Annotated in this window: 23 protein-coding genes and 1 pseudogene; 18 read left to right on the top strand and 6 right to left on the bottom strand. The window is 70.2% G+C overall.

The window, feature by feature from the left end:
• Positions 1 to 125 precede the first annotated feature (125 nt).
• From KOI35_RS28920 to KOI35_RS28885, 7 genes are all read left to right on the top strand, one after another.
• Complete coding sequence (locus tag KOI35_RS28920; RefSeq protein ID WP_215791796.1) at positions 126 to 887, top strand: DeoR/GlpR family DNA-binding transcription regulator; 762 nt, start codon at positions 126 to 128, stop codon at positions 885 to 887.
• A gap of 48 nt (positions 888 to 935) precedes the next feature.
• Entirely contained in the window at positions 936 to 2297 is a 1362-nt protein-coding gene (locus tag KOI35_RS28915; protein ID WP_215791795.1) for an ABC transporter substrate-binding protein, read from the top strand.
• A gap of 84 nt (positions 2298 to 2381) precedes the next feature.
• Positions 2382 to 3230: a carbohydrate ABC transporter permease gene (locus KOI35_RS28910; protein WP_308121196.1), complete on the top strand. Its 849-nt coding sequence runs from the start codon at positions 2382 to 2384 to the stop codon at positions 3228 to 3230.
• Entirely contained in the window at positions 3227 to 4042 is an 816-nt protein-coding gene (locus KOI35_RS28905) for a carbohydrate ABC transporter permease (RefSeq protein WP_215791793.1), read from the top strand. The genes KOI35_RS28910 and KOI35_RS28905 overlap by 4 nt, the downstream gene beginning before the upstream one ends.
• A complete protein-coding gene (locus tag KOI35_RS28900; protein ID WP_215791792.1) occupies positions 4039 to 5028 on the top strand; it encodes a zinc-dependent alcohol dehydrogenase family protein in 990 nt (329 codons plus the stop codon). The genes KOI35_RS28905 and KOI35_RS28900 overlap by 4 nt, the downstream gene beginning before the upstream one ends.
• A 67-nt stretch (positions 5029 to 5095) precedes the next feature.
• Positions 5096 to 6652 (top strand): APC family permease, encoded by a 1557-nt coding sequence (locus KOI35_RS28895; protein ID WP_308121195.1) that lies wholly within the window; start codon positions 5096 to 5098, stop codon positions 6650 to 6652.
• Between the two features lie 388 nt (positions 6653 to 7040).
• A complete protein-coding gene (locus KOI35_RS28885) occupies positions 7041 to 7346 on the top strand; it encodes a hypothetical protein (protein WP_215791791.1) in 306 nt (101 codons plus the stop codon).
• 11 nt (positions 7347 to 7357) lie between these two features.
• On the opposite strand, the gene KOI35_RS28880 is transcribed toward KOI35_RS28885, so the two are convergent.
• Positions 7358 to 7861 (bottom strand): hypothetical protein, encoded by a 504-nt coding sequence (locus KOI35_RS28880; protein ID WP_215791790.1) that lies wholly within the window; start codon positions 7859 to 7861, stop codon positions 7358 to 7360.
• A 97-nt stretch (positions 7862 to 7958) separates the two neighbouring features.
• On the opposite strand from KOI35_RS28880, the gene KOI35_RS28875 reads away from it, so the two are divergent.
• A complete protein-coding gene (locus tag KOI35_RS28875; protein WP_215791789.1) occupies positions 7959 to 8402 on the top strand; it encodes a MarR family winged helix-turn-helix transcriptional regulator in 444 nt (147 codons plus the stop codon).
• Between the two features lie 75 nt (positions 8403 to 8477).
• Positions 8478 to 10214, top strand: a complete 1737-nt coding sequence (locus KOI35_RS28870) for an MFS transporter (protein ID WP_215791788.1) — start codon at positions 8478 to 8480, stop codon at positions 10212 to 10214.
• Here KOI35_RS28870 and KOI35_RS28865 read toward each other — a convergent pair.
• Complete coding sequence (locus KOI35_RS28865; RefSeq protein WP_215791787.1) at positions 10211 to 10786, bottom strand: TetR/AcrR family transcriptional regulator; 576 nt, start codon at positions 10784 to 10786, stop codon at positions 10211 to 10213. The two genes, KOI35_RS28870 and KOI35_RS28865, sit on opposite strands and share 4 nt — an antisense overlap.
• A gap of 80 nt (positions 10787 to 10866) precedes the next feature.
• On the opposite strand from KOI35_RS28865, the gene KOI35_RS28860 reads away from it, so the two are divergent.
• The 5 genes from KOI35_RS28860 (at position 10867) to KOI35_RS49055 (ending at position 16252) form a co-directional block, all read left to right on the top strand.
• Positions 10867 to 12063 (top strand): MFS transporter, encoded by a 1197-nt coding sequence (locus KOI35_RS28860; RefSeq protein WP_215791786.1) that lies wholly within the window; start codon positions 10867 to 10869, stop codon positions 12061 to 12063.
• A 66-nt stretch (positions 12064 to 12129) separates the two neighbouring features.
• Positions 12130 to 13713: an alpha/beta hydrolase gene (locus tag KOI35_RS28855; RefSeq protein ID WP_215791785.1), complete on the top strand. Its 1584-nt coding sequence runs from the start codon at positions 12130 to 12132 to the stop codon at positions 13711 to 13713.
• Positions 13714 to 13948: 235 nt separating this feature from the next.
• Positions 13949 to 14536 carry a TMEM165/GDT1 family protein gene (locus KOI35_RS28850; RefSeq protein WP_215791784.1) on the top strand — a complete coding sequence of 196 codons (588 nt, stop codon included), beginning with the start codon at positions 13949 to 13951 and terminating at the stop codon, positions 14534 to 14536.
• 8 nt (positions 14537 to 14544) lie between these two features.
• Positions 14545 to 15489, top strand: a complete 945-nt coding sequence (locus KOI35_RS28845; RefSeq protein ID WP_215791783.1) for a cyclase family protein — start codon at positions 14545 to 14547, stop codon at positions 15487 to 15489.
• Positions 15490 to 15538: 49 nt separating this feature from the next.
• On the top strand, positions 15539 to 16252 hold the full coding sequence (locus KOI35_RS49055; RefSeq protein ID WP_215791782.1) for a tetratricopeptide repeat protein: 714 nt from the start codon (positions 15539 to 15541) through the stop codon (positions 16250 to 16252).
• Here the strand turns inward: KOI35_RS49055 and KOI35_RS28835 are convergent, their stop codons facing one another.
• From KOI35_RS28835 to KOI35_RS28825, 3 genes are read right to left on the bottom strand one after another with little or no spacing between them, the layout of a single operon-like run.
• Entirely contained in the window at positions 16253 to 17278 is a 1026-nt protein-coding gene (locus KOI35_RS28835) for a lysylphosphatidylglycerol synthase transmembrane domain-containing protein (RefSeq protein WP_215791781.1), read from the bottom strand.
• Positions 17279 to 17318: 40 nt separating this feature from the next.
• Entirely contained in the window at positions 17319 to 18521 is a 1203-nt protein-coding gene (locus KOI35_RS28830; protein ID WP_215791780.1) for a TolB family protein, read from the bottom strand.
• Positions 18518 to 19045, bottom strand: coding sequence for a SigE family RNA polymerase sigma factor (locus KOI35_RS28825; RefSeq protein WP_215791779.1), 528 nt, complete (start codon positions 19043 to 19045; stop codon positions 18518 to 18520). The genes KOI35_RS28830 and KOI35_RS28825 overlap by 4 nt, the downstream gene beginning before the upstream one ends.
• Positions 19046 to 19365: 320 nt before the next feature.
• Here KOI35_RS28825 and KOI35_RS28820 point away from each other — a divergent pair, with 320 nt between their 5' ends.
• Together KOI35_RS28820 and KOI35_RS28815 are read left to right on the top strand one after the other, a co-directional pair.
• Complete coding sequence (locus tag KOI35_RS28820) at positions 19366 to 20664, top strand: NAD(P)/FAD-dependent oxidoreductase (protein ID WP_215791778.1); 1299 nt, start codon at positions 19366 to 19368, stop codon at positions 20662 to 20664.
• Positions 20665 to 20677: 13 nt separating this feature from the next.
• Complete coding sequence (locus KOI35_RS28815) at positions 20678 to 21382, top strand: laminin G domain-containing protein (RefSeq protein WP_215791777.1); 705 nt, start codon at positions 20678 to 20680, stop codon at positions 21380 to 21382.
• Here the strand turns inward: KOI35_RS28815 and KOI35_RS28810 are convergent.
• Positions 21379 to 22506 (bottom strand): annotated as a pseudogene (locus KOI35_RS28810) (glycoside hydrolase family 18 protein); the annotation flags it as partial. The gene KOI35_RS28815 and the pseudogene KOI35_RS28810 overlap by 4 nt on opposite strands.
• 180 nt (positions 22507 to 22686) lie before the next feature.
• Here KOI35_RS28810 and KOI35_RS28805 point away from each other — a divergent pair.
• Positions 22687 to 24744 (top strand): alkaline phosphatase family protein, encoded by a 2058-nt coding sequence (locus tag KOI35_RS28805; RefSeq protein WP_215791776.1) that lies wholly within the window; start codon positions 22687 to 22689, stop codon positions 24742 to 24744.
• A gap of 21 nt (positions 24745 to 24765) precedes the next feature.
• The gene (locus KOI35_RS28800; protein ID WP_246613915.1) at positions 24766 to 25869 is read left to right on the top strand and encodes an NHL repeat-containing protein; all 1104 of its coding nucleotides are present in this window, start codon (positions 24766 to 24768) and stop codon (positions 25867 to 25869) included.
• Position 25870: the final 1 nt, after the last annotated feature.

Genomic DNA, 25870 nt, shown 5'->3' with positions numbered 1-25870 from the left:
TTGGTCGGCGTTCGCGACCGGTCAAACGGGCAAGTAAACAACGAAGTGCCCTGGCTTGTGATGGAGGCCACAGGTTTCTTCGGTGTTACAAATAGGTCGGTCAACGAGGTCGGAGGTGGCGGGAATTGAATGCGGACGAGCGGCAGCACCAGATCGTCGCGCTGGCCCGCCGGCACGGAGAGGTCGAAGTCGCGAAACTGGCGGCGGAACTCGACGTCTCGGCCGAAACAATTCGACGCGATCTGCGCCTGTTGGAAAAGCACGGTCTGGTCCGGCGTACGCATGGCGGTGCGTACCCGGTCGAGACCGCGAAATTCGAGACCGACCTCGCGATGCGGACCATTCGCGGTGTCCCCGAGAAGCGCCGGATCGCGGCCGCCGCGGTCGGGCTCATCGGGGACGCGGAAACGATCTTCATCGACGAGGGCTTCACCCCCCAGCTGATCGCCGAGGCTCTTCCCACCGACCGGCCGCTGACCGTCGTGACCGCCTCGCTCAACACCGCGGCGTGGCTGGCCGCGTCCACGCCGGCCACGGTGCTGCTGCTCGGCGGCCGGGTGCGGGGGCGCACGCTGGCCACGGTCGACCACTGGGCGGGCAACATGCTCTCCGGGTTCGTGATCGACCTGGCCTTCGTCGGGGCCAACGGCATCTCCCGCGAGGTCGGGCTCACCACCCCCGACCCGGCCGTCGCGGACGTCAAGGCGCGTGCGGTGGCGGCCGCCCGTCGTCGTGTCTTCGTCGGCATTCACACGAAATTCGGAGTCCGCACATTCTGTCGATTCGCCGAGATATCTGATTTCGAATCACTGGTCACGGACACCGCCCTGCCGGTTTCCGAGGCGAACCGCTATGCCCGGCTAGGACCGCAAGTCATCCGGGTCTGAAAACACTCTCCCCCACTCGCCGTTTTCGAATAAAACGGAGGTTCCACCATGTCCAGAAAACTCGCCATGGCGACGGCGGTCACGGCCGCCGGCCTGCTGATGGTCACGGCCGGCTGTTCCGGTGCCGGCTCGACCGGCGGCAGCAGCGGCGGTTCGGACGACAACACCATCACCGCGCTGATGGTCGGCAATCCGCAGATGGAGGACATCCAGAAGCTGACCGCCGACAACTTCACCAAGCAGACCGGGATCACCGTGAAGTTCACGATCCTCCCGGAGAACGAACTTCGCGACAAGGTCACCCAGGACGTCGCCAACCAGGGCGGACAGTACGACGTGGCCACGGTCGGCGCGTACGAGGTGCCGATCTGGGCCAAGAACGGCTGGCTGCACGAGGTGTCGACGCAGGCCCAGGCCGACTCCGCGTACGACGTGAACGACCTGATCAAGCCGATGGTGTCGTCGCTCAGCGGCGAGGACGGCAAGATGTACGCCGCCCCGTTCTACGGTGAGTCGTCGTTCCTCATGTACAACAAGGAACTCTTCGACGCCAAGGGCCTCAAGATGCCCGAGAAGCCGACGTGGGCCCAGGTCGCCGACTTCGCGGCCAAGCTCGACGACAAGAGCAAGGGCGTGTCCGGCATCTGCCTGCGCGGCCTGCCCGGCTGGGGCGAGCTGTTCGCGCCGCTCACCACGGTCGTGAACACGTACGGCGGCACCTGGTTCGAGAAGGACTGGACGCCGAAGGTCGACTCGCCCGAGTTCAAGGAGGCGACGAACTTCTACGTCAACCTGCTCAAGCAGCACGGTCAGCCCGGCGCCCCGCAGTCCGGCTTCACCGAGTGCCTGAACACGTTCGGCCAGGGCAAGGCGGCCATGTGGTACGACGCCACCTCGGCGGCCGGCACGCTGGAAGACCCGAACGCCAGCAAGGTGGCCGGCAAGGTCGGTTACGCGTACGCCCCGGTGAACAAGACCGAGTACTCCGGCTGGCTGTGGACGTGGGCGTGGGCCATGCCCAAGACCACCAAGAAGGCCGACAACGCCTGGAAGTTCATCTCGTGGGCGACCAGCAAGGACTACGAGAAGCTGGTCGGCGAGAAGCTCGGCTGGTCGCGTGTCCCGTCCGGCAAGCGCACCTCGACCTACTCGATCCCGGAGTACAAGGAGTCAGCCAAGGCGTTCGCTGACGTGACCCTCGGCTCGATCGAGCACGCCGACCCGACCAACCCGGGCGTGCAGCCCCGGCCCGCGCTCGGTGTGCAGTTCGTCGGCATCCCCGAGTTCGCCGACCTCGGCACCAAGGTGTCGCAGGAAGTGAGCGCCTCGATCGCCGGCAGCACCACGGTCGACAAGGCCCTCGCGGACGGTCAGAAGCAGGCCGAAGACGTGGCGAAGAAGTACAAGTAAGTGAGCACTTCCACGGTAGCCCGGCCGAGCAGGCGGACCCAGCCGCCTGCTCGGCCCACCAAGGGCGGAGCAAAGGACCGCTGGGTGCGTCGGGCGCCGCTGCTGCCGGCGCTGATCTTCGCGATCATCATCACGCAGGTGCCGTTCCTCTACACGCTCTACCTCTCGACGCTGAGCTGGAACGCGCTGCGGCCGGGGGACAAGCCGTTCGTCTGGTTCGACAACTACATCACGGTGCTCTCCGACTCGCGGTTGCGGTCGGCGCTGGTCAACACCGTGGTCCTGACGGCCGGCGCGGTGATCTTCTCGCTCATCCTCGGCCTGCTGTTCGCGGTGCTGCTGGACCGTAAGTTCCTCGGCCGCGGCATCGTCCGGACCATGCTGATCACGCCGTTCCTGGTGATGCCGATCGCCGCCGCGCTGCTCTGGAAGCACGCGCTCTTCAACCCGACTTACGGCCTGATCAACGGCCTCTTCGGCGGCTCGACCGACTGGGTCTCGTCGTATCCGAAGGCCGCCGTGATCACCACGCTGGTGTGGCAGTGGACACCGTTCATGATGCTGATCCTGCTGGCCGGCCTGCAGTCGCAGTCGCACGAGGTGCTGGAGGCAGCCAAGGTCGACGGCGCCAACGCGTGGCAGATCTTCACCAAGATGACCCTGCCGCACCTGCGCCAGTACCTGGAGCTGGGCGCGTTGCTCGGCTCGATCTACCTGGTCAACACGTTCGACGCGGTCTTCAGCATCACGCAGGGCGGTCCCGGAACGGCGACGACCAACCTGCCGTACGAGATCTACCTGACGATGTTCCGCAAGTTCGAGTACGGCGAGGCCTCCGCGGCCGGCGTCATCGTGGTGTTCCTGACGATCATCGTGGCCACGTTCGCCCTGCGCGTCATCTCGGGCCTGTTCAAGGTGGAGGAGAACCGATGAGGGCCCGGCTGCAGAACTCGATCTGGGGCGTGGCGGCCTGGATCGCCGGGATCATCTTCGTGTTCCCGGTGATCTGGATGGTGCTGACCAGCTTCAAGCAGGAGAACGTCGCCGCGACGAACCCGCCGAGCTGGTTCTTCGCGCCGACCCTGGCGCAGTACACCCAGGTCTTCGACCGCAACATCACGCCGTTCCTGCTCAACTCGCTGATGGCCAGCATCTTCTCGACGATCCTGGTCGTGCTGCTGGCGACCCCGGCCGCCTACGCCCTGTCGTTGCGCCCGGTGGCCAAGTGGAGCGACTCGCTGTTCTTCTTCATCACCACGAAGATGATGCCGGCCGTCGCGGCCTTCCTGCCGGTCTATCTGCTGGTCAAGCACCTGGGCATGCTCGACAACGTGTGGACCATGGTCATCCTCTACACCAGCATGAACCTGCCGCTGGCGGTCTGGATGATGCGGTCGTTCCTGCTCGAGGTGCCGCGCGAGGTGCTGGAGGCGGGCGAGGTCGACGGCGCGGGCCTGATCACCTCGATCCGTAAGATCATCCTGCCCATCGTCAGTCCCGGCCTCGCGGCCACCGCGCTGATCTGCTTCATCTTCGCCTGGAACGAGTTCTTCCTGGCGGTGAACCTGACGGCCACCAACGCCAGCACCTCGCCGATCTTCCTGGTCGGGTTCATCTCGAGTGAGGGCGCGTTCCTGGCCCGGCTCTGTGCCGCCGCGACGATCGTGTCGCTGCCGGTGCTCATCGCCGGTTGGGTGGCGCAGAACAAGCTGGTGCGCGGTCTCTCGATGGGTGCCGTCAAGTGAGGGCCGCCGTCGTCGTCACGCCCGGCACGATCGCCATCGAGGAGGTGCCGGACCCCACCCCCGGCCCCACCGACGTGGTGGTCAAGCCGGCCGCCGTCGGCATCTGCGGCACCGACCTGCACATCATGGACGGCGAGTTCGCCCCGTCGTTCCCGATCGTGCCGGGTCACGAGTTCGCCGGCGAGATTGTCGCGGTCGGGTCCGAGGTCACCGGCTACGCGGTCGGTGACCAGGTCGCGGTCGATCCGTCCCTGTACTGCGGCTACTGCTATTACTGCAAGCGGGCGCGGGGCAACCAGTGCGAGAACTGGAACGCGATCGGGGTGTCGAAGGCGGGTGCCGCGGCCGAGTTCGTGGCGGCGCCGATGGCCAACCTGTTCGCGCTGCCGAGCCACCTCGCGGCCCGGGACGCGGCGCTCATCGAGCCGCTCTCCTGCGCCGTACGCGGGTTCGACGTGCTGCCCCGCAACATGGCCACGTCGTACCTGATCTACGGCTCGGGCACGATGGGCCTGATGATGCTCGAGCTGGCCAAACGGGCCGGCGCCGAGTCGGTGTCCATGGTGGATCTCAACCCGGCCCGGCTCGAGACGGCCAAGCAGCTGGGGTGCACGGCGGCGACCACGTCGGCCGACGAGCTCGACGCACCCCGCGGCTGGGACGTGGTGATCGACTGCACCGGTGTCGAGGCGGCCATCAAGGACGGCCTGGCCCGGGTCGGCCGGGGCGGCACGTTCCTGCAGTTCGGTGTGGCCAACTACGACGCCCGGGTGGCGATCGAGCCGTACGAGATCTATCGGCGCGAGATCACCATCACCGGCTCGATGGCGGTGCTGCACAGCTTCGACCGGGCCGGGCAACTGCTCGCGGCCGGCGTGCTCGACCCGTCGATCTTCGTCAGCCACCGGTTCCCGCTGGCCGACTACGCGTCCGCGCTCGACCAGTTCCGAGCCGGTGTCGGACGGAAGATCCTGATCGAACCGTAAGTCAATGCCGTGAGTGAACCCTCACGGCCAGTTGTCAGACGCTCACTCTTCAGGATCAAATAGAGGGGTGGGTACGACCCTAGCTCCGGGCCGTCTCGGCGCCGCGGCGGTGACGTTCTTCGCGCTCGCCGCCACCGCGCCGATCGCGGTGCTGATCAACGTGGTGCCCGCCGCCTATGCCACCGGCGGCGGGCCGTTGGTCCCCCTGAGCTTCCTGGCCGTCGGCGTCGTCCTGATCTTCTTCTCGGCCGGCTACGCGGCCATGGCCAACCGCGCCCCCTTCGCCGGCGCGATGTACACCTATGTGGCCCGCGGCCTGGGCCGACCGGCCGGCGTCGGCGCGGCCTGGCTCGCTCTCGCCTGCTACCAGGCCATCCAGCTCGGTCTCTACGGCATGGCCGGGGTCGCGGCGGCCCCGCTGCTCGCCAGTTGGTTCGGCGTCACCGCGTCCTGGTGGATGGTCGCCGCGGGTTGCTGGCTGCTGGTCACGCTGGCCGGAACGATCCGGGCCGAGGTGGTCAGCGGCCTGATCGCCTTGCTCGTGCTGGCCGAGGTCGCGGTGGCGGTCGGTTTCACGGCAGCCAACGTGATCGACCCCGCTCCCGGCGGGCTCACCCGGGCCACCATCGTCCCGACCGGCGACGTCGACATGACCACCCTCGGACTGCTGCTGGTGGTCGGCCTGCTGGCCTTCGCCGGGTTCGAGACCACCGGCGCGTACGCCGAGGAGTCCATCCGTCCACGCCGGGATCCCGGGCTTTCCACGTACGGCGTCGTCGCCGCCCTCGCCGTCCTGATCGGCGTCGCTTCGTGGTCGCTGAACGCGGCAACGGGAGCCGATCGGATCACCGAGGTGGCCCGCGCCCGGGGCTCCGAGTTGCTCTTCGATCTCGCCGCCGGCCGCCTCGCGCCGTGGGCCGTCACGATCGGGCGGCTGATGCTGCTCACCGGGCTCTTCGCGGCGGTGCTGGCGCTGCACCACGCGATGGCCCGTTACCTGTACGCCCTGGGCCGCGAGCGGGTTCTGCCCGCCGCTCTGGGTCGCACGTCCCCGCGTACGCTCGCACCCCGCACCGCCGCGCTGACCCAGTCCGCCGTCGTCGCCGTGCTGCTGGCCGCCGCCGCATGGGCCGGCGTGGGCGACCCGCCGACGGTCGGGCGCCGTCTGATGATCGCGGGCGCGCTCGGCCTGCTGCTGGTGCTGCTGGCCACCTCCGTCGCCGCGTTGCTGCACCTCAACCGGGTGCCGAACGGCGAAGGGGTGTACACCCGCTTCGTGGCGCCGGTGCTGTCCATAGTGGCTCTCGGCTCGCTCGGCTATCTCGCCTTCCGTGATCCGGGCGCGCTTGTGGGCGTACGGGAAAGCCTCTGGATCCTGCCTTTGACCTTGGCTGCGGTCATCGCGCTGGGCGTGCTGCACGCCCTGATACTCCGCGGCACCCGGCCGGTGATCTACGCCGGCATCGGACAGGGTGGCGCCCCGGTCGTGGTCACCCCGAAGGCGCCGCTCGACGAACACGGAACCGGGCGGGCGATACCCCGGCCACGCGCCGCCGAGGCGCCGCAAGAGCCGCAAGAGCCTCGAGAGCCGGGCGCGCACCGGCCTGAGCGTGTGAACCGCTGATGCGCGCGCCGGATCCGCGACCCGAGAGGGAACGGATCCGTGCGCTGGGCATGGACCCCGCCACCGGCCGATACCGGCCCAACGAATCGGAGACTGCCGTCCGCATCGAGTTCGAATTGGGCGTACGGCTGATCCGGGCCGAACCCGGGCATCGGGCCGACTGGTTCGATCAGGGCGGTCGCTCCTACGACGCGGTCGGCCCGTTCGAGGCGTTCCGGTTCGAGCAGCAGTGGAACCGCTTCTCGCAGCAGATCGTGCTGCACCTCAAGAAGGCGGATCTGGTGCCGGTGGACGTCTCGCTGTTCACCGCCGAGCAGGTGGCACGGGTGGAAAGGTTCGTGGCGGAGCGAGGGCTGGCACCGCGGGTCTTCATCCTGGGGAGGCAACATTGGCGGCGCTCATCATGGTCCAGCCAGGGAAAGACTGGCAGGCGACTGGTGGTCTCTTCGAATGGACGCTGGAATACCTCATTCCGCGGCTCGACGATCAGAAGACCGCCGACTGGCTCCGGATGGTCGTCACGGAGCACCTCGGCAGCCTGTGGATCCCCGACCTGCCTGGTCCCGGTCAGGAAGAGATCTATGCCCTGTTGCGCAAGGGACTCGTCACGGCCGCCCGGGCCGAGCTCCCGGACGGTCCGGGCAAGGCGGATGCGCTCGCGCAGCTACGCGAGCTGGTCGACCTGACCTGGTGATCTCGTGATCGTCAGGCGAAGAACTCCTGGATCAGGGTCAGGTGGCCCTGCTGCTCGGGTTCGTGCGGCGCCTCGGGCAGCCGTTTCGCGGTGATCGGCATGTCGGCGAGGTCGGTCGGCAGGGCCGGAACCGGCGGTACGGGCGGCAGCGCGGGCAGGGCGAGCGCCTGGCGGATCACCTCGAACATCTCGCGCACCTCGTCGACGGCGGCCCGGGTGCAGCCGCCGGGCCCCGTGTCGGCCGACAGCGCGCAGGTGAAGTTGGCCAGCAGGCAGTCGTCGAGACGGCGGAGATCTGCGCTGGGCCGCAGGTGGTCGAGCCGGCCCTCGACGACGATGCCCAGCTCGCAGGCCAACAGACCGGTCTGCTCCCACCATTTCCGCCAGGACGGATCAGCATCCAGGGCCCGGGCGGCGCCGCGCAGGGCAGCCACATACTCCCGCGGAGCCCGTCCCCCACCGGTGGTGGTGCCCAGGTGGGGGTGCAGCCAGGCCCAGAGCGTTTGCTGGTCCATGACTGCATGGTGACACTTTGTCCGGTGTGCGTCTGCTCGACAGCACCGCACGTTCGGGGGAATCCGGTCTTCATAAGTGGGTGATATACATTTGAGTGTGCAGCCTGCCACCGCCACCACTCTTCCCGCCGAAGACGTCGCTGTCGCCGCCGGGTTCGAGCGCTTCTACGAGACGCTGCGACGGCTCACGCCGCGTGGGCCGCTCAGCCTGACCGCCGCGTCGACCCTGCGACGGCTCGAGCGTTCCGGTCCGAGTCGCCTCAGCGAGCTCTACGCCCCCGAGGGGATCAGCCAGCCCGCGATGACCCAGCTGGTGACGCGGCTGGAGAAGGAGGGGCTGGCCGTGCGCACGAGCGACCCCTCCGACGGTCGCGCGGTCGTGGTCAGCATCACCGACGCCGGCCGGGCCGCCGTGGCCCACCGTCGCGCCGTCCGGGCGGCGGCGCTGTCCGAGCTGCTCCAGGGCCTCACGCCGGAGGAGCACGCGGCCGTCGTGGCCGCGCTCCCGGCGCTGGAGCGGCTGAGTGATCTAGCGACCTAGCGGCTTTCGCGAGTCGTGGTGCGACGGTGCCACACGGCCTGCGATGCCCGATATATACCTAAATAGGAGGACTGCGTGTTATCCGTGGACCACCCCCGCTACAAGTGGATCGCGCTGTCGAACACGACGCTCGGCACCCTGCTGGCGACGATCAACGCCTCCATCGTCCTGATCTCGCTACCCGCGATCTTCAAGGGCATCCACGTCAACCCCCTCGAGCCGGCCAACGTCAGCTACCTGCTCTGGATGCTGATCGGCTACATGCTCGTCACCGCGGTCCTCGTCGTCACCCTCGGCCGTCTGGGCGACATGTACGGCCGCGTCAAGATCTACAACGCCGGCTTCGCCATCTTCACGATCACCTCGGTCATCCTGTCCCTCGACCCGTTCGACGGTTCGAGCGGTGCGCTCTGGCTGATCGGCTGGCGGGTGCTGCAGGCGGTCGGTGGCGCGATGCTGATGGCCAACTCGGCCGCGATCATCACCGACGCCTTCTCGGCCAAGCAGCGCGGCATGGCGCTCGGCGTCAACATCGTCTCGGCCCTGGCCGGCTCGTTCATCGGCCTGGTGCTGGGCGGCGTGCTGGCCGAGTGGGACTGGCGCTCGATCTTCTGGGTCAACATCCCGCTCGGCATCCTCGGCACGGTGTGGGCCTACCGGTCGCTGCACGACACCGGCGTCCGCCGGAAAGCCAAGATCGACTGGTGGGGCAACGCGACCTTCGCCGTCGGGCTCACCGCGGTGCTGGCCGCGATCACGTACGGCATCCAGTCCTACGGCGGTCACACGATGGGCTGGACCAACCCGTGGGTCCTCATCGGACTGATCGGCGGCGCGCTCGTCCTGGTGACGTTCGTCGTGATCGAGACCCGCGTGACCGAGCCGATGTTTCCGTTGGCCCTGTTCAAGAACGCGGCGTTCACCAGTGGCAACGCGGCCAACCTGCTGGCCAGCGTGGCCCGTGGTGGTCTCCAGTTCATGCTGATCATCTGGTTGCAGGGCATCTGGTTGCCGCTGCACGGTTACAGCTACGAGTCGACTCCACTGTGGGCGGGCATCTACCTGGTCCCGATGACGATCGGCTTCCTGGTCGCGGGCCCGGTCGCGGGCTTCCTGTCCGACCGGTTCGGCCCCCGGCCGTTCGCCGCGGGCGGCCTGCTGGTGATGGCCGGCTCGTTCCTCGGCCTGCTGCTGTTGCCCGGCAACTTCAACTACGTCGTCTTCGCGATCCTGATCTTTGTCAACGGTCTCGGCGGCGGCCTGTTCGCGGCGCCCAACACGTCGCTGGTCATGTCGAGCGTCCCGGCCAACATGCGCGGGGCGGCCTCGGGCATGCGGGCCACCTTCCAGAACGCCGGCCAGGTGCTCTCCATCGGCATCTTCTTCTCGCTGATGGTGGCGGGTCTGGCCGACTCCCTGCCGAACACGCTGAGCAGCGGCCTGACCGGCCAGGGGGTGCCGGCCGACACGGCGGCCGCGATCGCCGCCCTGCCCCCGGTGGGCACCCTGTTCGCGGCGTTCCTCGGCTACAACCCGATCGGCGAGCTGCTCGGCCCGCAGGTGCTGGGCGCGCTGCCCGCCGACAACGCGTCCCGCCTGACCGGCCTGGAGTTCTTCCCCCAGCTGATCTCCGAGCCGTTCCACGACGGTCTGGTCATCGTCTTCTGGCTGGCCATCGCGATGGCGGTCGTGGGGGCGCTCGCCTCACTGGTCAAGGCCAAGCCCACCCCGACTTCCGAGTACGTCGTGCACGAGCTGGAGGAGGCGCAGCCGCTGGCCCCGGCGACAGTCGTGCCGGAGCCCCGCGGCTAAAACGTGGCCGCGGCGAGCAGCGCGGCCGCCACGCCCCGGGCGGTCTGGGCCGCCTGGGGATTGCGGTCCATGCGGGCGCCGGCCGAGGCCCCGTCGTAGAGGACGACCAACTGGTCGGCCAGCGTGACCGGGTCTTTGGCGCCCGCGTCGAGGGCCAGCTCGTAGAACAGGCCCTTGGTCCACGCGCGGTTGGCGTTGGCGACCTCTTCGACCGGGCCGCCGGCCGGGGACTCGGCGCTGGCGTTGTAGAACGCGCAGCCCCGGAACCCGGGCGTGCCGGCCAGCTCGCCCAGCACCTCGAAGACGCCGAGCAGACGGTCGCGCGGGTCGTCGTAGCGCTCCAGGCCGGCCAGCAGGCGGGTGCGGCGCAGCTCGTGCCGGCCCTCCAGGTAGGCCCGGACCAGCTCGTCCTTGCTCCCGAAGGTGCTGTAGAGCGAGGCCTTGGCGACGCCGGCGCGCTCGATGACGCGGTCGATGCCGACGGTGTGCACGCCTTCGGCGTAGAAGAGCTCATCCGCGGCGGCCAGGAGACGGTCGCGGGCGGAGGCCTTACGAGGTGACGCAACGGACATACGGTTGACGATAGCAGACAGGTCTGTCTAGTCTCGGCACGTTCAGTAACTAGACAGACCTGTCTGTTAACGGGAGAGTCATGACCACGACCGTTCTGGAAGCGCGACTGTCCCGCCGGGTCGCCTTCGCCGCGATCGCCGCGATCTTTGTGACGTTCGCCGCCGCGTCCGCCGCCCCGTCCCCGCTCTACGTCGTCTACCAGCATCTCTGGGGCTTCTCGGCGACCACGCTGACGGTCGTCTTCGCCGTCTACGTCGTCGGCCTGATCGGTTCGCTGGTGATGCTGGGCGCCCTCTCCGATCACATCGGCCGCCGCCCGGTGCTGGCCGCGGCGATCGGGCTCGAGGCGATCTCGCTGATCCTGTTCCTCACCGCGGGTGACGTCGGCGTGTTGCTCACCGCGCGGCTGCTGCAGGGCATCGCGACCGGCGCCGCGATGACGACGCTGGGCGCGGCCCTGGTCGACCTGAACCCGCCGCACGCCCCCGGCCGGGCCGGCCTGATCAACGGCATCGCCCCGGTCGCCGGGCTGGCCATCGGCGCCCTGGGCTGCGGAGCCCTGGTGCAGTACGGCCCCTCGCCGACCCATTTCGTCTGGGCGCTCCTGCTGGCCGGCATGCTCCTGGCCGCCGTCGTGGTGGCGCGCATCCCGGAGACCTCGGCCCGGCGTCCCGGTGCCGCCGCCTCGCTCGCCCCGCGCCTGGGCGTCCCGGCCCGGCTGCGCGCCGACGTGCTCGCGCTCGTGCCGATCATCGTGGCGAGCTGGGCCATCGGCGGTCTCTACCTGTCGCTCGGCCCGTCGGTGGCGGCCGGCGTCTTCGGGCTCAGCAGCCACCTCATCGGCGGACTGGTGGTCACCCTGCTCTGCGGCACGGGAGCGATCACCTCGTACGCCCTCCGCAAGGTGCCCACCAGCCGGGTGCTGACGATCGCCGGCGTCCTGCTGACCGTCGGCGCCGTGGTCAGCGTGGCCGGCCTCGAGCTGGGCAGCGCCGTCCTCGCCGCGACCGGCACGGTCATCTCCGGGGTCGGGTTCGGTGCCTCCGCCCTTGCCTCGTTCGGCACGCTGGCCGTGCTGGCCGCCCCGCACGAGCGCGGCGAACTGTTCGCGGTCGCGCTGGTCATCGCGTACGTGGCGTTCAGTGTCCCGGCCGTGATCGCCGGTTTCGCCGCCACCTCGGCCGGTCTGCACGACACGGCTCTCGTCTATGGCCTCGTCGTCGCCGCCCTCGGCGCGGTCGCCCTGGTAGCCCAGCGAGTCCGGACGAAAGGCTGAGGGGGGTCGGCCTCTCTTCCGCCCAGAGCCCACTATATTGGGGCGAATCGGACACGAGAGGCTGGCATGAGACGACTTCTGGCTGCGACCGCCGCGATCACCCTGACGGTGATCGGGGTTCCGGCGAGCGATGCGCGGGCGGCGGGCGAGCGAACCGAAGCCGCCTCGCTGATCAAGTGGACCGCGTGCACCGAGCCCACCCTGCGCGTCCGCAAGGCGCAGTGCGGCTTCGTCGACGTGCCGCTGGACCACTCCCAGCCCAACGGCAGGAAGATCCAGATCGCGGTGTCCCGGATCAAGCACACCGTGCCCGCGGCCAAGTACCAGGGCGTCATGCTGGTCAACCCGGGCGGTCCGGGGGCCAAGGGGCGCGGGCTGTCCGTGCTGGGCTCGCTGGTGCCGGACGGGGCCGGGGCGGCCTACGACTGGATCGGGTTCGACCCGCGCGGCGTGGGCGCCAGCAAGCCGTCGCTGACCTGCGACAACGACTACACCGGGTACAACCGGCCGGCGTACGTGCCGACCACGGCCAAGCTCGAGAAGACGTGGCTCAAGCGCACCGAGGCGTACGCGCGGGCCTGCGCCCAGGCCGGCGGTGACCTGCTCGACCACGTCAAGACGCTGGACACGGTCCGCGACATGGACCTGATCCGCTACGACCTGGGCGCCCGGCAGATCAACTTTTACGGCTTCTCGTACGGTACGTATCTGGGCCAGGTCTACGCCACGCGCTACCCCGAGCGGGTCCGCCGGATGGTGCTCGACGGCGTCGTCAACCCGACCCGCGTCTGGTACGACTCGAACCTCGACCAGGACCGGGCGTTCGACCGCAACATGCAGGTCTACTTCGGCTGGCTGGCCGAGCACGACCGGGTGTTCCGCCTCGGCAAGACGACCCGGGCCGTACGGGACCGCTTCTATGACGAGCAGCAGCAGCTGACCCGGCGGCCCGCGGGCGGGGTGATCGGCCCGTCCGAGCTGACCGACATCTTCCTGCAGGCCGGCTACTACACGTTCGGCTGGGCCGACATCGGCCGCGCCTTCAGCGCCTGGGTGCGCGACGGTGACGCGAGCGCGCTCAAGCGGCTCTACGACACCAACAACCCGCCGGGCAAGGACGCCGACAACAACTACGCGATGTACCTCGCGACCCAGTGCACCGACGCGCCCTGGCCCAAGAGCTGGACCAAGTGGACCGCCGACAACTGGGAGGTGCACCGCAAGGCGCCGTTCGAGACCTGGGCCAACGCCTGGTACAACGCGCCCTGCCGCACCTGGGGGGCGCCCAGCGGCATCCCGGTCACGGTCTCCGGCGAGACCGTCCCGCCGATCCTGCTGATCAGCGAGACGCTGGACGCGGCCACCCCGTTCACCGGCAGCCTCGAGGCGCGCAAGCGGTTCCCGCGCTCGGTATTGGTCGAGGGTGTCGGCGGGACGACCCACTCGGGATCGCTCTACGGCAATCGGTGCGTGGACGGCACCATCGCCGACTATCTGGCCACCGGCAAGTTGCCGGACCGCCAGGACGGCGAGCGTTCGGACAAGCGCTGCAAGCCGATCGCACCGCCCGAACCGGTCGTCGCCGACGCGGTCAAGAGCAAGAAGGCACCGGAGCGGCTGGAGCTGCAAAGGCTCATCGTCGGAAAGTGATCACACTCACGGCCCCCGCCGAAAGGCGGGGGCCGTTGGCTATGATCGATCACGCGAAGGGGAGTAGCTCCCAATGTCGCGGTCGACATACTGATCCTCCCGAGGGTCCGGCCGCGCGGCCTCGGTCCCCCCCGAGGCGAGCGAGACCTTCGACCATGGCTGTTGAGAAACGGCCGGGTCGAAGCCGCCCCTGCGCCACTTCTTCCCGGTCGTCTGGTTACCGGGAGAAATTTCTGTGGAAGGCTTCCTCGTCGCGACGGCGGTCAGCTTCGCCGTCATTTTCGTGGCCGAATTGGGCGACAAGTCCCAGCTCATGGCCCTGACGTTCGCGACCCGATTCAAAATGATCCCGGTGCTGATCGGCATCACCGTGGCCACCGCGATCGTGCACCTGGTGTCGGTGGGCATCGGCTACGGCCTCGGCGCGACCCTGCCGACCGGCTGGATCAACCTGGTCGCCGCCCTGGCCTTCCTCGCCTTCGGCGCCTGGACGCTGCGCGGCGACAAGCTCACCGACGACGAGAAGACCAAGGCCGAACGCAGCACGGGCTCGGCCATCCTGGCCGTCGGCGGCGCGTTCTTCCTGGCCGAGCTGGGTGACAAGACCATGCTGGCGACGATCACGCTGGCCACCCAGTACGGCTGGTTCGGCACCTGGCTGGGCTCGACCGTCGGCATGGTCGCGGCCGACGCGCTCGCCATCGTGGTGGGCCGCATGCTCGGCCGGCACCTGCCCGAGAAGGCCATCAAGTACGGCGCGGCCGCGCTCTTCGCCATCTTCGGCATCTGGCTGCTCGTGGAGGCGATCATCGAGCTGCGATAGTGACACCCGTGGAGCAGTATCGGGCGGAGCTGACCGCCGACATCACGTTCACCACCGGCGGTCGGCTGCAGGCCCAGGGTCTGCGGGTGGCGGTGCCGCATCTCGACGTCACCGAGGCCGACCTGGCCCGGATCCTGGTCGGCTCGCTCGGGCTGCGCGACGTCGAGCGGGTCGAGCTGCGCGACATCCGGACGTTCGCCGAGCCGGCTTCGTTCGGCCCGCCCGCGCCGCCGCGGCGGCGTTTCGTCGAGCTCAGCCACGTGATCACGGACGGGATGGTCACCTATCCGGGCCTGGCCGCGCCGGTCATCACCGCCCATCTGACCTGGGAAGATTCCCGGCCCCAGTACGCCCCGGGCACCGAGTTCAGCCTCGACCGGATCGAGATGCTGGGGCAGACCGGCACCTACCTCGACACCCCACGGCACCGTTATGTGGGCGGCACCGACCTGGCCGGGGTGAGCCTGGAACGGCTGGCCGACCTGCCCGCCGTCGTGGTGCGGACGGCCGGCAGCGGTCGCCGGGCGGTCACCGAGGCCGACCTCGAGCCGCTGGCCGTCGCCGGGCACGCCGTGCTGCTGCACACCGGCGGCGACCGTGGCTGGGGCACACCGGAATACGGGGCCGACGCGCCCTATCTGACCGGGGAGGCGGCCGCGCTGCTGGTCGAGCGGGGTGCCGCCCTGGTCGGCATCGACTCGGTCAACATCGACGACAACACGGTGGCCGCCGGGGGCGAACGACCCGCGCACACCGTGCTGCTCGCGGCCGGCATCCCGATCGTCGAACACCTCACCGGCCTCGAGGAGCTTCCCCCGCACGGTGCCCGGTTCACCGCCGCCCCGCCCCGGATCGTCGCCTTCGGCACGTTTCCCGTACGCGCGTACGCCCAGGTGCCGTACTACGAGCCGCACGACCACACCCGCTCGGCCGGCTGGCAGCCGGCTGGGTGATCCCGCGAAAACGCCTCATCTGCCGCCGGAAACCGCCGATTATCGTGATGTGACCGCCTACCCCCAGCGGCCCGTCACTCCGGCCGACCCCGATCAGCCGCCGGACGCGGACCGGCCGCTCTCCGCCGGCCCGCGTGCCTTCAACGGCCCCACCGAGGTGGCGATCGCTCAGGCCGCCACGCTCTTCGAACAGCTCGAGCTCGAACAGGCCGTGGCCACGCTGCTGCCCGTGCTCAAGACCGACCCCGGCGCGCGCGAGGGCTGGATCCTGCTGGCCCGGCTGCGGCTGGCCCTCGACGAGGCGGAGGGCGCCCTCGACGCGGCCGACCACGCCATCCAGCTCGACGCCGGTGAACCGCGGCCGCTCGCCCTGTCGAGCCGGGCGCTGACCGTGCTCGGCCGGCACGAGGACGCCGTCACCATGGCCTACCGCGCGGTCATCGCCGACCCGCGGAACGCGCTCTGGCACGACCGGGTCGCCTGGGCCCTGCTCGCGGCCGACCGGCACTACGCGGACGCCGAGCAGGCCGCCCGTACGGCGATCGGCCTGGACCCGACCGAAGCGCACTACTACTACACCCACGGCGTGACGCTGGAGTCCCTCGGCCACACCGACCAGGCCCGGCAGGCGCTGCTCACCTCGCTGCGGATGGAGCCGGAGAACCCGGTCGCCCAGCACCACCTGGCCGTGCTGAACGGCGAGGCCGCGCCCGCGCCCGAGGCCCGTAAGCGCGGCTGGAAGCTGTTCGGCCGCAAGAGCTGATCAACGGCGCTGCCGGCGGCGGATCACCAGCCACACCAGCCAGCCCAGGCCGATGATGAAACCGAAGCTGATCAGGCGGTAGAGCACGACCGCGGCCACCGCGTACGAGCTGACCAGGCCACCGGCGATCAGGCCGAGCACCAGCGCGGCGTCGACCACACCCAGCCCACCGGGCACGATCGGCACACTGGCCGCGGCCATCCCGGCGCAGTAGGCGATGACCAGGCCGACCGGGTTGATCTGCCCGGCGCCCACGGCCACGCAGCAGAGCCACAGGCAGAGCGCGTCGAACAGCCAGTTGAGCAGGGCCAGCACCACCGCGACGGCAAAGCTGGCCGGGTGCACCCGGACCTCGCGCAGCTGTTCGACGAAGCCCAGCAGCCGGTCGTGACCGTGCTCGGGCGGCCGCCGGCGCACCCGGTTGACCCCGCCCAGCACGGCCCGGACCGGGCGGTCGAGCAGTTGCGGGTGTTCGGCCAGCTGGCGTACGCCGAAAGCGACCACCACCGCGCCCACGCCGTAGAAGACCAGGGTGTGCCAGCTGCCGGTGTTACGCGCCAGCAGGCCGCCGACCGCGCCGATCACCACCAGCGCGCCCGTCGAGAGCACCCCGCTGAGCGCGACACACCAGGACGCCACCGCGGCGGAGGCGCCGAAACGGCGCAGCTGCTGGAAGTTGAACGTGGTCGAGAAGACCGGGCCGCCGGGCAGGGTGGCGCTCAGCGAATGGGCCGCGTACGCGGTGGCCACGTGCCGGCGGATGCTGATCCGGGTGCCGGCGCCGCGCAACAGGGCCCGCTGCATGCGCGCGTACGTACCCATCGAGGCCAGCTCGGCGGCGACCGCGGCGGCCACCCAGTTCCAGTGCGGCGCGCGCAGCTGGGTCACCGCGCCGACCAGCGCCGGCCAGCCCAGCACCAGTTCGACGCCCAGAACGGCGACGACGAGGGCGGCCACGGCGGGGCCACGCCGCCACCACGGTGGCAGCCCGGTCGTGGGCCGGGCGGTCTGCTGCTGCACGGCCATCTAGATCATGCTTCCACTCCCGGCCGGGCGGCGCCGGGGTTCAGCGGGTGTAAGCGAGCAGATCCAGACCGCGTACGGAGGAAGGCTCTTCCGCCTGCACCTTCAGAGCGTTGCCGGAGTCGAAGAGCGACAGCATGGTCTTGCCGTCGTTCTCGGTGCGTACGAGCAGGTTGCCCTCGGGGTCGAAGACCGCTCCGACCACGGTGCCGGCCACCGGCAGCACCGCCAGATCGCCGGTCGCCGTGTCGACCACCGCGTCGGCCGTGTCGGTGCCGGTCGTGCTCTCGCCGGTCGACTGCAGGGGAACGGTCACCCGGCGGCCGGTGGCATCGACGCTGGTCGGCTTGCACGCGGCCAGCTCGTCCGGGTTGTCCTGCAGCTGCCGGTCGCCCAGCACGGGCACCGACGCGCTCGTCCCGTCCTCGCTCCCGGCCACCTTGAGCCCGCAGTAGGAGGTCGCGTAGACCAGCGTGCTGCCGTCGCCCGACCAGCGGAAATGCTGGCCCGAGGCGAGCGGCTCGGGCAGTGCGGTGATGGCGCCGGACTCCAGGTCGAGCACGCCCGGGGAGGAGGCGGCGGCCACCAGCAGGCGTCCGCCCTCGGGCGACCAGACCGGCGCCTGGCTGGACGCCTGGACATCGCTGGCCACCTGCTTCACCTCGCCGTCGGACGAGTTGACCATCAGCTTGCCGTCGGTGACATAGGCGATGCGCAGGCCGTCGGGCGAGATGCCGACCGACGACGGCGCGTTGGACAGGACGACCTGGCTGCGGCCCCGCCCGGGCGACATGCGCACGACGTCGGGGTTGCTGCCCCGGCCGGTGTAGAAGACGTGCCCGGGCAGGTCGGCCAGCGTGCGGGACTTCGGCTTGACCGTCGGCGGGGCCTGGGCCGGGCCACCGTGGTGCCGAGAAGGCCGCCCGGCCGAGCCGGAGGACTGTTCGGTCGTCTCGGTCGGCTCGGCCCCCGGGCTCTCGGCGGTCGCCGCCGCCGACGGTGAGGACGACCACGACGGTTGCGGTGCGCCCGCGACCGGGATGTTCTGCTGCTTGGAGTTCGGGATCTGCCACAACCCGCTGCCCAGCGCGACGAGCACCAGCACGGCGGCGCCGGTGCCGATCGCCGTCTCCTTGCGGGCGATCCGGCGGGAGCGGTGCATCGCCCGGTCGTACATGTCGGTGGGCTCGGCGACGTCGGCGAGATCGCGCAGCGAATCCCGGAGCCGGTCGTGCTCGGCGGTCATCGGCCCGCCTCCGGCACCTCGGTCAGCACGGACAGGTCGGGCAGCAGGGCGCGGAGCCGGTCGAGGGCGCGGGCGGTCTGGGTCTTCACCGTGCTGACCGAGACCCCGAGCAACTGGGCCGACTCGGCCTCGGTGTGATCCTCGAAGAAGCGCAGCACGATCACCGCGCGCTGCTTGGGGCTGAGGGTGAGCAGGGCGCGACGCAGCACGAGCCGCTCGACGGCGGCGTCGGCGTGGTCGTCGGCGCCCGGACTGCGGTCGGGCTCGAAGTCGGCCGGCAGCACCTCGGCGACCTTGGGACGGCGCCAGAACGACACCTGAGCGTGGTACATGACCTTGCGCGCGTACGCCTCGGCATTCTCCACCCGCTCGAGGCGTTGCCAGGCCCGGTGGGTGCGGGCGAGCGCCTCCTGCACCAGATCCTCGGCGAGGTGCTGATCACCGGTCAAAAGGTACGCCGAGCGCAACAACGCGTGTGTCCGCGTGCGGACGAACTGCGCGTAGTCGGCCTCACGGGCGTCCATTCGAAGGTGTCCGTTCGAGGTGTCGAGGGAGACGTGAGCGTACCCAGGCGGCTCAACCACCGCACTGCCGGTCACGTCCACCCCTCTCCACCCGTCCGACGCCGGGCGATGCCACCCCGTGTGGGCACCGACCTGCATCTTCGCCGCGCGATGCCACCCCGTGTGGGCACCGATCAGCGCATATCTAGACGCCGGATCGGCGCCCCGTGGTCGACAGCCGAACGGTCGATTTAGACCCTCCCCCGAACGGTTACCCCGGGCGGATTCGCGGGTAGCGTCGACGTGGTGCGCGCCCGACGCGCCCGGGACGGAGGACCCGCATGGCACGCCCTCGCATCGTCATCGTCGGAGCTGGGTTCGCCGGCTTCACCGCGGCCCGGGAGCTGACCCGGCTGTCCCGTGGTGGCGCCGAGATCGTCCTGGTCAACCCGACCGACTACTTCCTCTATCTGCCGCTGCTGCCCGAGGTCGCGGCGGGCATTCTCGAACCGCGGCGGGTCACCGTGTCGCTTCAGGCCACGCTGCCGGGCGTACGGCAGGTGCTCGGTCAGGTCGACGGTTTTGATCTGGACCATCGCCGGATCACCTATCGCGACCCCGAGGGGCGGGCCGGCTCGCTCGGCTATCACCGTCTGGTCATCGCGGCCGGCAGCGTCAACAAACTGCTGCCGGTGCCCGGCGTGACCGAATACGCGCACGGCTTCCGCGGCATCCCCGAGGCGCTCTATCTGCGCGACCACATCACCCGGCAGATCGAGCTCGCGGTCAACGCCCCGACCGAGGCAGAACGGCGGGCCCGGTGCACTTTCGTCGTGGTCGGCGCCGGCTACACCGGCACCGAGGTGGCGGCGCAGGGGGTGCTGTTCACCGAGGCGCTCGCGGCCCAGCGTGAGGAGTTGCGCGGCAAGGTGCGCTGGCTGCTGCTCGACACGGCCGACCGGTTGTTGCCGAGCCTCGACGAGCGGCTGAGCGTCGCCGCCGACGAGGTGTTGCGGGAGCGTGGGGTCGAGCTGCTTCTGCGTACGAGCGTCAAGGAAGCCACAGAGGACGGTGTGCACCTGTCCACCGGCGACTTCGTGCCGACCCGCTCACTGATCTGGTGCGTCGGTGTGCGGCCGGATCCGGTGGTCGAGGGCACCGGGCTGCCCCTGAAGAGCGGGCGGGTGGTGGTCGACGAATACCTCAACGTCCCCGGTCACCCCGATGTCTACGCGATCGGCGACGCGGCCGCGGTGCCCGACCTGACCCGGCCGGGCGAGATCACCGGGATGACGGCGCAGCACGCCACCCGTCAGGGCACCGCCGTGGCGAAGAACATCGCGGCCTCGTACGGGCAGGGTCGTCGTCGCCCCTATCGGCATCACGATCTGGGTTTCGTCGTCGACCTGGGCGGGCTCGACTCGGCCGCCAACCCGCTCGGCGTACCGCTGAAGGGTCTGCCCGCCAAGGTCGTGACGCGGGGATATCACCTGCTCTCGATGCCGGGCAACCGGGTGCGGGTGGCCGCGGACTGGTTGCTCGACGCCGTGCTGCCCAAGCAGGGGGTCCAGTTGGGGCTGGTGCCGGGTGACGCCGTCCCCCTCGACAGCGCATCACCCGAGACCGAAAAAAGAGATTAGTCCATAATTGGGTATGCGCTCATGGTGGTTCGCCGGGCTGGTGGTCGCCGCTGTCGTCGCCGTCGGCACACCGGCCCGGGCCCAGGAGGATCCGCCGACGCTGATGGCCCGGTACGTCTTCAACGGCTCGATCCTCGACACCTCGGGCCGCGGCCACGGCCTGCACGTGGTCTCGGGGCACGGGGGAGTCGTACGGCAGATAGCGCACGGAACCGGCACGGCGGTCCTCTTCCCGCCACACTGCCTGCAGAAGATCTGCCCGCACGCGGCGTTGCAGACCCCGTCGACGGCCGGCCTCAACCCGGGGCGGCGCGACATCGCGTACGGTGCCGACGTCTTTCTGCGCCCGACGTGGACCAGCAAGGGCCAGAACGTGGTGCAGAAGGGCTACTCGACCCGCGGCAGCCAGTGGAAGCTGCAGGTCGACGGCGTCGCCGGGCGTCCCAGTTGCGTGCTGGTGGGCGACCGGATGCCGCGGATCCGGATGGTCACCAGCCCGGTCACGGTGGCCGACGGGCGCTGGCACCGGGTCCGCTGCGCGCGGATCGGCGGCACCCTCTCGGTCTGGGTCGACAACGTGCTGCGCGGCCGGATCCGGATCCCGGCCCGGCTCTCGATCACCAACAACCGCCCGCTGAGCATCGGCGGCAAGGGCGCCTACTACGACAACGACCAGTTCAACGGCGCCCTCGACAACATCTGGGTCCGGGTCGGTTAACTGCCGTTGAGCCCCGCGGAGACCGCGTTCAGCAGGTCGGCCTGGGGGGTGTCGCCGGAGAGCTCCCATGCGAACGCCCCGCCGAGCGCCTTGCTGCGGGCGTACGCCATCTTGCCCTTGATCGTCTGCGGGGTGTCGTAGGACCACCACTGATCGCCGCAGTGCGCGTACGCCGTGCCGTCCACCGTGCCGGTCGGCGGGCAGCGCTTGACCAGGAACTCGTAGTCCTCGAGCCCCTTCTCGTAGCGTCCGGCGGCCGGGCCGGTCGCGTCGCCGCCGGGCTCGGCGCTGGTCACCCCGGCCCACCCGCGGCCGTAGAAGCCGATGCCCAGCAGCACCTTCGACGGCGGGACACCGAGCGTCAGCAGCTTCTCCACGGTGGCCGTGGTGGCACTGAGCGGTGAATGCGGCGCGGTCTTCTCCACCTTCTTGACGTCGGCGCCGCCCGCCCCGAAGTAGTCGTAGGTCATCGCACTCAGCCAGTTCGCCGACTCCGACGCGGCCCGGTAGTCGGCCGCGTCCAGCTTGGCGCCGTCGGCCGGGACCGCGGCCGTGATCAGCGCATCGGCACCGAACGCCGTGCGCAGCGGAGTCAGTAGCCGGCTCAGGGCCTCGCGACCGCTCTTGTCGCAGGTCTCGCCACAGGCGTTCGGATACTCCCAGTCGACGTCGATGCCGTCGAACACGCCGTCCCATCGTGGGTCGGTGACCAGGTCGTGGCACGACTTCGCGAAGGCCTCGGGGTCGCGCGCGGCCGCGGTGAAGCCCGCCGATCCGGTCCAGCCGCCGAACGACCACAGCACCTTGAGCCCCGGGTGCTCGGCCTTGAGCTTGCGGAGCTGGCCGATGTTGCCACGCAGTGGGGTCTTGGCCTCATCGGCGACACCGTCCACGCTCCGGCCCGCCTCGATCGGCTTCTCGTAGTCGGCCCAGCGGTCGGAGGCGGTGCACGTGCCCCCGTCGACCTTGCCGAAGGCGTACAGCAAATGGGTCAGTTTGGCCGCGGTCCCGCTCGTGTCGAGATCTTTCACCTGGAAGTCACGGGCGTAGACACCCCAGTTGGTGAAGTAGCCGACCACCTTCGCCGGAGTGTCGGGCGCGGGCACCGGCGCCGGTGACGGGGAGTCACAGCCGGCCAGGCCGAGCAGAATAAGGATGATCAAGGCGAATCGGGCGCGCACCGCTCCGAAGCTATCCGGACGGGACAAGCGCGCCACAAATGATCACTCGTCCGGGTGTATCCAAAGGGGCTGTGCCATTGTTTGGCAGTGGCCATCAGCCCGCACGAACCCCCTGTCGCCCCGATGCTCCGGAGCTGGCGGGCCGAGCTGCGTGTGCTGCTGAGCTGGCGGCGCATCCTCAACCGGCTGCGGGCCGTGCTGCGCAGCGCCGTGGTGACCTTCGTCGTGCTCACCGTGACGCTGTGGCTGATGCCGGGGGTCGAGAGCAACGACATCATCGACACCCTGGGCCTGGTCGCGATCGTGGCCGGCGTGGGGGCCGTGCTGCGTCCACTGCTGCTGCTGGGCATCACCGTGCTCGGCGGGTGGGGCGCGATGCTGCTCGGCGTGATCGCCCAGATCGTGGTGATCGTGGTCGCGCTCGAGCTCGACCCGGCCAACCGGATCAGCGGCCTGCCCTCCCTGGTGATCACCGCGATCCTGGCCATCGTGTTCGCCGCGATCGTCGACTGGATGGCCGACAGCGGCACCGACGACACGTTCGCCCGCGAGGCCCGGCGGCTCATGCGCGGCGTGCGCCGCCGTCAGGCCCGGATCGCCGGCGGCCCGTTCCTCACCTTCCGCCGGCCACCTCCGGGCACCGAGCCGGGCCTGCTCATGGTGCAGCTCGACGGTCTGTCGGAGCCGGTGCTGCGGTGGGCCGTACGGGCCGGCAACCTGCCCACGCTGGGCCACTGGCTGCGCTCGGGCAGCCACACGATGCGCGGCTGGCACACCGGCCTGCCCTCGACCACGCCCGCCTCGCAGGCCGGCATCCTGCACGGCGCGACCCGGCAGATCCCGGCGTTCCGGTGGTTCGAAAAGGACACCGGCCAGCTCATGGTGACCAACCGCCCGCGCGACGCGGCCGTGCTCGAGCCCCGGCTCAGCGACGGCCGCGGGTTGCTGCGCGACGGCGGGGTCAGCATCGGCAACGCGTTCAGCGGGGATGCCGCGGTCAGCCTGCTCACCGTGAGCCACGCGGCGCTGCCGGGCCGGTCGGCGCGGGGGTGGGCGGCGTTCATGGCCTCCCCGTACGGCTTCACCCGCGCCCTCGTGCTGGGCGTCGGCGAGGTCATCACCGAGTTGCACCAGGCTCGCCAGCAGCGCCGCCGCAACCTGCAGCCCCGGGTCAGCCGCTCCGGCGCGTTCCTGGCCCTGCGCCCGGCGTCGATGCTGCTGCGCGACGTGAACGTCTCGCTGATCGCCGAGCAGATGGCCCGCGGCGCCCCGGCCATCTATTGCGACCTGGTCGACTACGACGAGGTCGCCCATCACGCCGGTCCGGCCCGCCCCGAGTCGATGCGCCAGCTCGAGAGCCTCGACCGCATGCTCGGCGTGCTCGAGCGGCTGGCTCCCGAGGCGGCCCGCCGCTATCACCTGGTGGTGCTCTCGGATCACGGGCAGAGCCAGGGCGCGACGTTCCGCCAGCGTTACGGCGAGAGCCTGGACGAGGTGGTCGAGCGCTTCTCGGCCGGTGACGAGGCCGAGGCCCCGGCGGTGCCCTCCGAGTCCGACGCCGCCGATCTGCCCCCGCACCCGGTCGCCCCCCTTCTCGTCGTCTCGTCGGGCAACCTGGCGCTGCTCTATCTGACCCGCTTTCCCGAGCGGCTCGACCGGGCCGCGATCGACCGGGAATATCCGCGCCTCATCCACGGCCTGGCCGCGCATCCCGGGGTCGGTCTGGTGATCGTGCGCGACCACGACGGGCCGGTCGCGATCGGCACGTCCGGCAGTCACCGCCTGAGCGACGGCCAGATCCAAGGCATAGACCCTTTGCTCCCGTACGGCCCACGCGCGCGCCACGACCTGCTGCGTCACCAGGAGGCCGAGCACGTGGGCGACCTCGTGCTGATCAGCTGTGTCGACCCGGTGACCGAGGAGGTCGCCGCGTTCGAAGAGCTGGTCGGTTCGCACGGTGGACTGGGCGGCTGGCAGACCGAGGCCGTGCTGGTGCACCCGGCTCGCTGGCCGGTCACCGAGCCCCACCTCGACGGCCCGGACGCCGTGCATCATCAACTGGTCGAGTGGCTGGCCATGCTGGGTCTGCGCACCCGCAGCCTCGAGCTCGAGCACGAGGCTCCGCACGAGCTTTTCGATTCACAGGATGTACCGAGACTTTCCCGGACGCATGACGGTTAAGACCTTGTGCCACGTTTCGCGTTGATTGTCCTAGCCCTGCTCGCCTCGCTCCTCCCGGCGTCCGCCGCGCCGGCCGCTCCGTCCGCCCGCTCGACCACGCCCACCTTCAACGGCAGCGTCTACGCGATCACGCACCGCGGTGCGACGACCTATGTCGGCGGCTCGTTCACCTCGGCCAAGGCGGGCGGCCGGACCTATCCCCGGGAGCGGCTGGCCGCCTTCGACTCGCGTACCGGCGAGCTGCTCGACTGGGCGCCCAGCGCCGACGGCGTGGTCCGGGCCCTGGCCGCCACCGACGACAGCGTCTATGCGGCCGGCGACTTCCACGCCGTCAGCGGCGAGGCCCGGGACTCCCTGGCCCGTCTGCACCCCACCAACGGCACCGTGCGTTCCTGGAAACACACCCTTTCCGGTACGCCGTACGCGCTCGCCACCGGCAACGGCCGGCTCTATCTGGGCGGCAGCTTCACCCAGGTCACCGGCGAGAAGCGCAGCAACCTGGCCGCCTTCTCGCTGACCACCGGCAAGCTCGACAAGCTCTGGCACCCGGTCGCCGACGGCACCGTGCACGCGATCGCGGTCACCGGCTCGCGGGTCTATCTCGGCGGCGGCTTCCACATCGTCGGCGCCCTCAAGGGCACGCTGCGGCTGGCCACGGTCAACGGCACCAGCGGGGTGCCCGACGCCAAGTTCAAGCCGCGGGTGCCGGCCGAGGTCCGCGCGATCGCGCTCGACCCGACCGGGGTGCACGTGGCCACGGCCGGGCAGGGCGGCCGGGCCATCTCCTACAGCTACACCGGGGCGATGCGCTGGCAACGCGTCTTCGACGGGGACGCGGCGGCGATCGTGACCACGGGCGGCATCACCTATGTCGGCGGGCACTTCGACAACGCCTGCCTGACCGAGCGCAACGGTGACAAGGGTGGCTGCGTGGACGGAGCCCGGCCGCGTCTGAAGTTCGCCGCGGTGACCGACAAGGGTCAGCTCGCCGCCTGGGCACCGGCCGGCAACGGCGTGGTCGGCGTTCGCGTGCTCAGCGTCAACCACGTGGCCGGCACGATCGAGGCCGGAGGCGATTTCACCACGATCGACGGTCGTGATCGGCATCGCTTCGCCGCGTTCTGAT

This window comes from Paractinoplanes bogorensis (genome assembly GCF_018829635.1).
GTDB lineage: Bacteria > Actinomycetota > Actinomycetes > Mycobacteriales > Micromonosporaceae > Actinoplanes > Actinoplanes bogorensis.
This window is presented reverse-complemented; position numbering and strand designations above follow the sequence as displayed.